The 9603-nt window shown below is 49.7% G+C and carries 2 protein-coding genes, 3 tRNA genes and 3 rRNA genes; 1 reads left to right on the forward strand and 7 read right to left on the reverse strand.

Annotated elements, in window-relative coordinates; genetic code table 11:
* Positions 1–5: 5 nt before the first annotated feature.
* The gene (locus tag FWE06_09010) at positions 6–1433 is read right to left on the reverse strand and encodes a SpaH/EbpB family LPXTG-anchored major pilin (protein MCL2547305.1); all 1428 of its coding nucleotides are present in this window, start codon (positions 1431–1433) and stop codon (positions 6–8) included.
* 430 nt (positions 1434–1863) lie between these two features.
* Between FWE06_09010 and FWE06_09015 the strand changes: the two genes are divergently transcribed.
* Positions 1864–4260: an InlB B-repeat-containing protein gene (locus FWE06_09015; GenBank protein MCL2547306.1), complete on the forward strand. Its 2397-nt coding sequence runs from the start codon at positions 1864–1866 to the stop codon at positions 4258–4260.
* A 67-nt stretch (positions 4261–4327) separates the two neighbouring features.
* Here FWE06_09015 and FWE06_09020 read toward each other — a convergent pair.
* The 6 genes from FWE06_09020 to FWE06_09045 form a co-directional block, all read right to left on the reverse strand.
* Positions 4328–4403, reverse strand: a tRNA-Asn gene (locus FWE06_09020).
* A gap of 40 nt (positions 4404–4443) precedes the next feature.
* A 5S ribosomal RNA gene (rrf, locus tag FWE06_09025) occupies positions 4444–4560 on the reverse strand.
* A 124-nt stretch (positions 4561–4684) separates the two neighbouring features.
* A 23S ribosomal RNA gene (locus FWE06_09030) occupies positions 4685–7541 on the reverse strand.
* Positions 7542–7930: 389 nt separating this feature from the next.
* Positions 7931–8006: transfer RNA gene (locus FWE06_09035), tRNA-Ala, on the reverse strand.
* Positions 8007–8125: 119 nt separating this feature from the next.
* Positions 8126–8202: transfer RNA gene (locus FWE06_09040), tRNA-Ile, on the reverse strand.
* Between the two features lie 135 nt (positions 8203–8337).
* Positions 8338–9603: ribosomal RNA gene (locus tag FWE06_09045) — 16S ribosomal RNA — on the reverse strand; the annotation flags it as partial.

The raw sequence follows: 9603 nt of genomic DNA on the forward strand, positions 1-9603 counted from the left end.
ATTTCTTAGTTTTTTTCTTTTTTCTTCTTTTTACCCATCAACACAACAAGCAACAAAGCCCCGCCGACAAGCACAAGCCCTACAGCCGTAAAAATCAGAGTACCTGTGCCGCCGGTCAGAGGCATACGGCCTTCACGGATGTTCGTCACAGTAACTTCAACCAGATAGGGCGACACAACGTCGGCACGAATTTCCACCTGCATGGGCGCGGTCAAACGACGGTATCCGTCAGGTGCCGCATATTCGTACAAGTAGTAGATGCCCGCCGGTAATCCATAGAAAAACGCGCGACCATTTTCGTCTGTCGTCTCAATCTTGATAGGTAATGCACCATAAACTACATGACCGTCGTAAATATCACTTGCCTCATATAGATGGAACACAGCACCGGGAAGCGCCGAGTCATCCACATTAACTTTGTTCAATTGCAGCCCGAACAGCGTCGTCTGCGGACGTTCACCCAGTTCATATTGCGGATGATTGGAATATATCAGCGTACCGTCGTTTTCAATCACACCCAACTCTCCGAGACCGGTTATGCTGGCGATTGTATCAAATGTCATGTAAATAAACCCGCCGACTTCCCCTTCTGCGGCAATATCAATAATTCCGGCTTGCAAGAAATCAATGTATATCGTATTGTCGTTCTCTTCTGTCACTCGCCAGCCATCTGTCGAAAGAGCCTGTTGCTGGCCCGCGTCGACATCGACATCAAAATAAATACTGACAGATCCCGGCACAAACGCCAACCGATTATCTAATTGATCAATGACTCGGATATATGTATCACCATCTTCTTCAATAGGTGCGATTGTGGCAAGGCCCAACCGAATGTCGACCGAGAATGTCCAGGTAATGACCAAGTCCACGCCGTCAAACGCAACATCGTCCAACACTTTCCCCAAAACAGGAGTTGTAGGATCTTTCGGGAAGACATGAACGTCATACACCCACTCGTCATTCCACAAATACGGCAAGCTCACCAAGAATGGTGTCGCAATGGCACCAAATTCAGGCAGATCAACAGTCAGCTCCGTAACCAAATAAAAGCCCTGTACCATGACATCGGGTCCAAAATACGCTCGGCCATCTAAATCGGTTTTCCTGACAATTGGATCACCAAGCCACTCGGGATTCTCTAAAATCATTTCTACGCTGCCGTCCCAAGTCTCGCCCGCAGGCACTGTTATCAGCTGAGCCTGCCATTCTGAACCGGCAACAGCCTGGCCTAAAGGGGATGGCGGAGCACCTGTTGGGTCACCGGCGATAATCTCACCGTCAGGCCCGATATTATGATGAAGCGTCAGAGAGACTGGACGGTTCGGGTCTCTGCCGTCTAAGGTTGGATTTGCCAGCACACCAACTGCGCCGACCGTCAAAAATAGGGTTGCCGCCAAAAACACGGCCAGTGAGCACCTTAGTATTTTTTTCATCTTTCTTTCTCTCCTTCAACTGATTTTATAGGCATCATAACTTATTTACTTATACACCCACTCTCAGCATACCATAACAATCTAATATTGTCAACAGTTTTTGACAATATTGTTAACATTTAATTAACATTCTGTCTTCCAACATCTCTCGCCGCTCGCACACATACCTTATGATTTTCAATACTCCTTCGACGCGCATATTTAAGCTGCTCTTTCACAGCGCTTTTCTCATGCAAAACCGTCAGCCTCTTTAACTTTCACATAATCCGCAAAAAACAGGAAAGAATAGTACAAATTATACTATTTTGCAAAGAAGAAACAGCGTTGACAAATAGATTTGCACAAGCGGATAGGATTTACGCCTCGCTGTACCCGACTATATAACTGAGCCCACACCTGATAATCTTTGAAAATAAACGGAGATGTTCTCATGAAAAAATTTCTAACTACATTTACTGCCCTTGTGGCGATATTATTCAGTGCAGGATTCACCACTGTCGTTGATGATACAATCGCGGCAACGCCTGCAAATGCCCAAGTATCAGTAAATAGCTGGGCTGAACTGAACCAAGCTATCGCGTCAGTGAGCCCCGGTGGGTCGGCAACGATTGTGCTGACACAAAATATTCCGGCGCAGGGACATGATGCCATTTCTATACCAGCGGGACAAAATATCACCCTCACCAGTGCACAAGAAGAGCGTTTTACACTTATGCAATCCACTGCCGGTCAACGACATTTTATCGTACGCGGTGCCTTGACATTGAAAAATATTATCATCAGCGGTAATCGTGAAAACATCTCCTCCCATCACGGCGGAATTGAGGTTGTCACCAATACTGCTCAGTTGACCATGTCAGAGGGAAGCGTGATTAAGCGCAATCATGCCGTCAGCGGTGGCGGTATTTATATGTATGGGTTAAGCGGTGTCGGTGGCGGCAGAGGTGGTGTTTTGACAATCAACGACGGAAAAATTTATGACAACGAAGCTGATCAAGGCGGTGCTGCCTTTGTTGCTGCCGGCGACATCCTCTTGCACAATGGAGAAATCAGCAGCAACACAGCAAATACCGGTGCCGGATTCTACGTCGCCGCAGGCGGTCACTTTATCATGGATGGCGGGGAAATCTCACGTAATGAAGCAACCCACAGCGGCGGCGGCATATTTACAACGGGTGGACAAACTATCTTCCAAATGAGCGGCGGCCAAATTCACAATAATAGGGCAGGTTCTCACGGTGGTGGTGTTCAGGCACAAGGTGCCTCTTCTTTTTTGATGGAGCGCGGCACAATCCACGGAAATGGAGCACATGAAAACGGCGGCGGCGTTGGTGTCATCGGCATAAACAGTTCGTTTGACATGAAGGGCGGCAGCATCCATGACAACCGTGCCGGCAACGGCGGCGGCGTTCAATCTTGGGGGGCAGGCACTTTCACTATGCACAGCGGCGAAATATGCGATAATAACGCAAGGGTAAATGGCGGTGGTGTAAATGTCATCGGCGTAAACAGCACGTTTAAGTTGGAAAGCGGTGAAATCCATGGCAATAGTGCTAATAACAGTGGCGGCGTTCATGTCGCTAACACCGCCCTATTTACTATGATGAACGGCGAACTCCGTAATAATAGCGCAAACCTAAACGGCGGCGGTGTCCATATCGCCGGCCCGGCCAACGGCGGTCGATTTATTATGGAAGGCGGCCGAATCAATGGCAATACCGCCCACGGCACTGGCGTATCAAATGGCGGTGGCGGCGTCAGCATCTTAATCGGTGAGTTTACAATGCATGGCGGCGAAATTAGCAACAATAACGCTGCCCGTGATGGTGGCGGTGTCTGGCGCGGCACTGATGACAGGGCATATTTTGTCATGTATAACGGCAATATTAGCGATAATACTGCCGAAGACGACGGCGGGGGTATCTATGCCGCAGGAGAGGTCTACAAAAACCCACTAACAATAGACTCATATCCGCGTATCATTGTGGGTGCAGAGGCAATCTTTTCCGGCAACAGTGCAGGAAATGGGATTTTCAGTCCCCCTGACGCAACCGCCATTCAAGATAGAATACAAAGCAAGTTTACCACTGTTTTTCACAACCCGTTTAACAACATTGATATTAATTTCCGACTCGGCCCACGAATATCACAACTGACCATCACTTACACGACAGACGAGCGCGGCACATTTGCAGGCGAAGGGGATTCTCATCTGCGCACCGAGGTCATTCAAGTAGATATCCAACCATTCCCTTGGCATCCACAGAATGTTCCTACGGCGATTGGGGCAAGAGGCCATGAGTTTATTGGCTGGCTTGAATACGCCGGGTCAGATGACTTGCTGTCAAACCAGCAGGTCAAGGAGAAAGCCATCACAAGCGATACTACTTTTGTCGCGCAATGGGAAAGAGTAGCACACACAGTATCTTTCATATTAAATGGCGGTACAGGCGATTTCCCTCCGCAAACTCTGCCACATGAAGCAACAGCAACCGAACCACTTAATATTCCGATACGCGAAGGTTGGCGCTTTTTGGGGTGGCATACCGCGCCTGAGGGCGGGGTACACTTTGACTTCACAACACCGATTATATCAGATACAGAAATCTATGCTCGGTGGGAACAGGCCACTGCAACACCCCCTGCATATTCTGAAATACCCGAAACCCCACCGGCTGACAATATAAGCAATCCCACCGCGCCGACAAATCCACCGACGGGGGATGACTCATTTCCCATAATTCAGCTGGCCGCAATAATCCTCTCATTCGTCTTAATGTCACTTATGATTTTAGGCAGAAAGCGCAAACGCAGCAAGGTGGCGTGAAATTGATTTAAACCTTTTCCTCACTTAGACAAGCAAAAAAGCCTGACTTACGTCAGGCTTTTTCTTATGGCTCCCCCTGTTGGGCTCGAACCAACGACCCTGCGGTTAACAGCCGCATGCTCTACCAACTGAGCTAAGGAGGATAATCCTAAGCACTCACGCCAATGACGTAAGTGCTTAATGTGTCGGCATATACCTATTTTCCCGGGCAGCTTCCCGCCAAGTATTTTCGGCGCAAGTGAGCTTAACGACCGTGTTCGGAATGGGAACGGGTGGACCCTCACCGCCATCTACACCGACTTTCTTGTCACGCTATATAAATAGCGTCCAAGATGCAGAGCATAAATCACGCCCTGAAAACTGAACAAGCGAACAGAATAAGCGAACGTGAAGACAAACAAGTTTTCGATTGCCTGCATTATATTAGGTTAAGCCCTCGTCCTATTAGTACCGGTCAGCTGAACACATTACTGTGCTTACACACCCGGCCTATCAACCACGTAGTCTTCGTGGGGACTTACTTTCTTAAAGAAATGGGAGTTCTTATCTCAGGAAGAGTTTCACGCTTAGATGCTTTCAGCGTTTATCTCGTCCGTACTTGGCTACCCAGCTGTGCCATTGGCATGACAACTGGTGCACCAGCGGTACGTCCATCCCGGTCCTCTCGTACTAAGGACAGCCTCCTTCAAAACTCCAACGCCCGCAATAGATAGGGACCGAACTGTCTCACGACGTTCTGAACCCAGCTCGCGTGCCACTTTAATCGGCGGACAGCCGAACCCTTGGGACCGAATCCAGCCCCAGGATGTGACGAGCCGACATCGAGGTGCCAAACTTCTCCGTCGCTGTGGACGCTTGGGAGAAATCAGCCTGTTATCCCCAGGGTAACTTTTATCCGTTGAGCGATGGCATTTCCACGCACTACCACCTGATCACTAACTCCAACTTTCGTTCCTGCTCGACCCGTCGGTCTCGCAGTCAAGCCCGCTTATGCGTTTACACTCTGTGCACGATTTCCGTCCGTGCTGAGCGGACCTTTGAGCGCCTCCGTTACGCTTTGGGAGGCGACCGCCCCAGTCAAACTACCCACCTAACAGTGTCCCCCCGCCGGATTCACGGCGGTAGGTTAGAATTTCAGTAATATAAGAGTGGTATCCCAAGATTGCCTCCACGCGAGCTAGCGCCCGCGCTTCCAAGGCTCCCACCTATCCTGTACATACATTACCAAAATCCAGTATTAAGCTATAGTAAAGCTCCATGGGGTCTTTCCGTCTAGTTGCGGGAAACTGGCTTCTTCACCAATACAACAATTTCGCCGGGCGGGCTGTCGAGACAGTGCCCAAATCATTACGCCATTCGTGCGGGTCAGAACTTACCTGACAAGGAATTTCGCTACCTTAGGACCGTTATAGTTACGGCCGCCGTTCACCGGGGCTTCAATTCAAAGCTTCGCGTCAAGCGCTAACCTCTCCTCTTAACCTTCCGGCACTGGGCAGGCGTCAGCCCCTATACGTCGTCTTTCGACTTTGCAGAGACCTGTGTTTTTGATAAACAGTTGCTTGGGCCTATTCACTGCGGCCACACATAGTGTGGCGTCCCTTCTCCCGAAGTTACGGGACCAATTTGCCGAGTTCCTTAACAACCCTTCTCCCGCTGGCCTTAGGATACTCTCCTCATCTACCTGTGTCGGTTTGCGGTACGGACATCTAAGATATACACACAGCTTTTCTCGCCTCACGCTCCACCTTACCGGGTCTACCAACGCCCGGAATCAGCTTTGAATAAGTGTCCCTGTGCTTAAATCTTTCGACGGCTACGGAATATCTACCGTATGTGCATCGGCTACGCCTTTCGGCCTCACCTTAGCTCCCGGCTTACCTTGGGCGGACGAACCTTCCCCAAGAAACCTCAGATTTTCGGCCATTATGATTCCCACATAATTCTCGCTACTCATTCCGGCATTCTCACTCGTATACAGTCCACGAGTCCTCACAGTCTCGCTTCACCCCATATACGACGCTCCTCTACCCCGCACTACAAAAGTAGTGCAGCCCAAGCTTCGGTATAATGCTTAGCCCCGTTATATTTTCCGCGCAAAGTCATTCGACCAGTGAGCTATTACGCACTCTTTAAATGAATGGCTGCTTCTAAGCCAACATCCTGGTTGTTTTTACAACTTCACATCGTTTCCCACTTAGCATTATTTAGGGACCTTAGCTGTAGGTCTGGGCTCTTTCCCTTTTGACAATGAGACTTATCTCACACTGTCTGACTCCCGTACATCGATTCTGCGGCATTCAGAGTTTGATAGAGTTCGGTAACCTTATCGGCCCCTAGCTCATTCAGTGCTTTACCTCCGCGAATCTAATACGAGGCTAGTCCTAAAACTATTTCGAGGAGAACCAGCTATCTCCAGGTTCGGTTGGAATTTCTCCTCTATCCACAAGTCATCCCCGGCTTTTTCAACAGACGTGGGTTCGGTCCTCCATGACGTTTTACCGTCACTTCAACCTGCTCATGGATAGGTCACCTGGTTTCGGGTCTACATCACACAACTTAAATCGCGCTATTCACACTCGGTTTCCCTTCGGCTTCGGCACTTAATGCCTTAACCTTGCTGTGTAACGTAACTCGCCGGATCATTCTACAAAAGGCACCTTATCACACATTAACGTGCTCTAAGTGCTTGTAAGCACAAGGTTTCAGGTACTATTTCACTCCCCTCCCGGGGTACTTTTCACCTTTCCCTCACGGTACTGCTTCACTATCGGTCACTAGGTAGTATTTAGGGTTGGAGGGTGGTCCCCCCATCTTCCCACGGGATTTCACGTGCCCCGCGGTACTCTGGATACACGCTGTAACAAATCGGTTTTCGCCTACGGGGCTCTCACCCTCTGTGGCGGGACTTCCCATTCCCTTCGACTAACCTATTGTCACGTGATGCATGTCCAAACCCCGGACACTGCACTCAATGTGCGGTGCTGTCGCACACTCAGTGCAGCATCCGGTTTGCCCTCTTCCGATTTCGCTCGCCACTACTTTCGGAATCTCGGTTGATTTCTTTTCCTCACCCTACTTAGATGTTTCAGTTCGGGCGGTTCCCCCCGTACAGCTATGAATTCACTATACGGTACATGGGCTTGACCCCATGTGGGTTTCCCCATTCGGAAATCTACGGATCGATGCGTATTTGCCGCTCCCCGTAGCTTATCGCAGCTTGTCACGTCCTTCTTCGGCTCCTAGTGCCAAGGCATTCCCCTTGTGCTCTTGTTCGCTTAACCTATACTAGTATATGTCACGCCTTGCGGCGTTCCATGTTTTGAATTATGCAGGCAATCACGAGTTAAGTTAATTCTTGAATAGATACAACTATTTCTCGCCTTTAGAAATTGTCATTGTTTCCCATGCTGTCACGCCTTGCGGCGCTTTCAGCAGCGCTTACGCGCATTGTTTCCACAATAATTTACACACTCATTGAGTATGTTTTTCCCTCTATTGCCTTCACGTTCCATGTAAGATGGGTATCTTACATGTTTCGCTTATTCAGTTTTCAAGGTGCGATTGTGTCGCGCGCCTCATCCATAGAGGAAAACGCTTCACATTCACTGGTTCTCTATTGAAAACCAGATTTTAGCACTCAATATACTTAAATGCTAAAATCCAACTTTCGTGGTGGAGGTAACCGGAGTCGAACCGATGACATCCTGCTTGCAAAGCAGGCACTCTACCAGCTGAGTTATACCCCCGTATCGTTTTCGCCCTTCCCAAGCGAATCTAATTCGCAAGACAAGGCAGGAAGAACGGAGCGTGCGAGCTTTTCGCGCTTGCGCGGAAACAGAACAGAGCGGACTTTGCTCTGACGTAGTGGTGGGCCCGAGTGGACTCGAACCACCGACCTCACGCTTATCAGGCGTGCGCTCTAACCACCTGAGCTACGAGCCCTTTTTTAATGCCAGTCACCCTGACAATTGAATAGCGAAACCTATCCACACCTTACGGCGTTTCTTTTGAAAATTGGACCTGACCATAGATTGTGACAGTCATACAGTAAACTGCTGACTAATCAAACATCCTTAGAAAGGAGGTGATCCAGCCCCACCTTCCGATAGGGCTACCTTGTTACGACTTAACCCCAATCATCGAACCTACCTTCGGCGGCGCCCTCCTTGCGGTTAGGCTACCGACTTCGGGTATTCCCGACTCTCGTGGTTTGACGGGCGGTGTGTACAATGCCCGGGAACGTATTCACCGCGACATGCTGATTCGCGATTACTAGCAATTCCGACTTCATGTAGGCGAGTTTCAGCCTACAATCTGAACTGAGGCGACTTTTGGGGATTGGCTCCGGCTCACGCCTTCGCTACCCGTTGTTAATCGCCATTGTAGTACGTGTGAAGCCCAGGACATAAGGGCCATGATGATTTGACCTCATCCCCACCTTCCTCCGTTTTGTCAACGGCAGTCTCGCTAGAGTGCTCTTGCGTAGCAACTAACGATAAGGGTTGCGCTCGTTGCGGGACTTAACCCAACATCTCACGACACGAGCTGACGACAACCATGCAACACCTGTCTCTACTTTCCCCGAAGGGCACCTAATGCATCTCTGCTTCGTTAGTAGGATGTCAAGCCCTGGTAAGGTTCTTCGCGTAGCGTCGAATTAATCCACATACTCCACTGCTTGTGCGGGCACCCGTCAATTCCTTTGAGTTTCAACCTTGCGGCCGTACTCCCCAGGTGGGATACTTAATGCGTTAGCTCCGGCACGGAGGGGGTCAGTCCCCCCACACCTAGTATCCATCGTTTACGGCGTGGACTACCAGGGTATCTAATCCTGTTTGCTCCCCACGCTTTCGCGCCTCAGCGTCAGTTAATGTCCAGTAAGTCGCCTTCGCCACTGGTGTTCCTCCCGATCTCTATGCATTCTACCGCTACACCGGGAATTCCACTTACCTCTCCATCACTCAAGAAATGCAGTTTCCAATGCAGTCCCAAGGTTGAGCCTTGGAATTTCACATCAGACTTACATTCCCGCCTACACGCCCTTTACACCCAGTAAATCCGAATAACGCTCGACACCTACGTATTACCGCGGCTGCTGGCACGTAGTTAGCCGTGTCTTGTTTTCGTGGTACCGTCATTTATTTCTTCCCACGTCAAAGAAGTTTACAATCCGAAAACCTTCATCCTTCACGCGGCGTTGCTAGTTCAGGGTTTCCCCCATTGACTAATATTCCCGACTGCTGCCTCCCGTAGGAGTCTGGGCCGTGTCTCAGTCCCAATGTGGCCGTTCAACCTCTCAGTCCGGCTAAGGATCGTCGCCTTGGTAGGCCATTACCCTACCAA

It is taken from the genome of Oscillospiraceae bacterium, assembly GCA_009780275.1.
Classification (GTDB): domain Bacteria; phylum Bacillota; class Clostridia; order Oscillospirales; family UBA929; genus WRAI01.

Bases quoted from the DNA above. Each gene is read 5' to 3' on its own strand.
- FWE06_09015 (MCL2547306.1), top strand. From the start codon at position 1,864: ATGAAAAAATTTCTAACTACATTTACTGCCCTTGTGGCGATATTATTC.
- FWE06_09010 (MCL2547305.1), bottom strand. From the start codon at position 1,433: ATGAAAAAAATACTAAGGTGCTCACTGGCCGTGTTTTTGGCGGCAACC.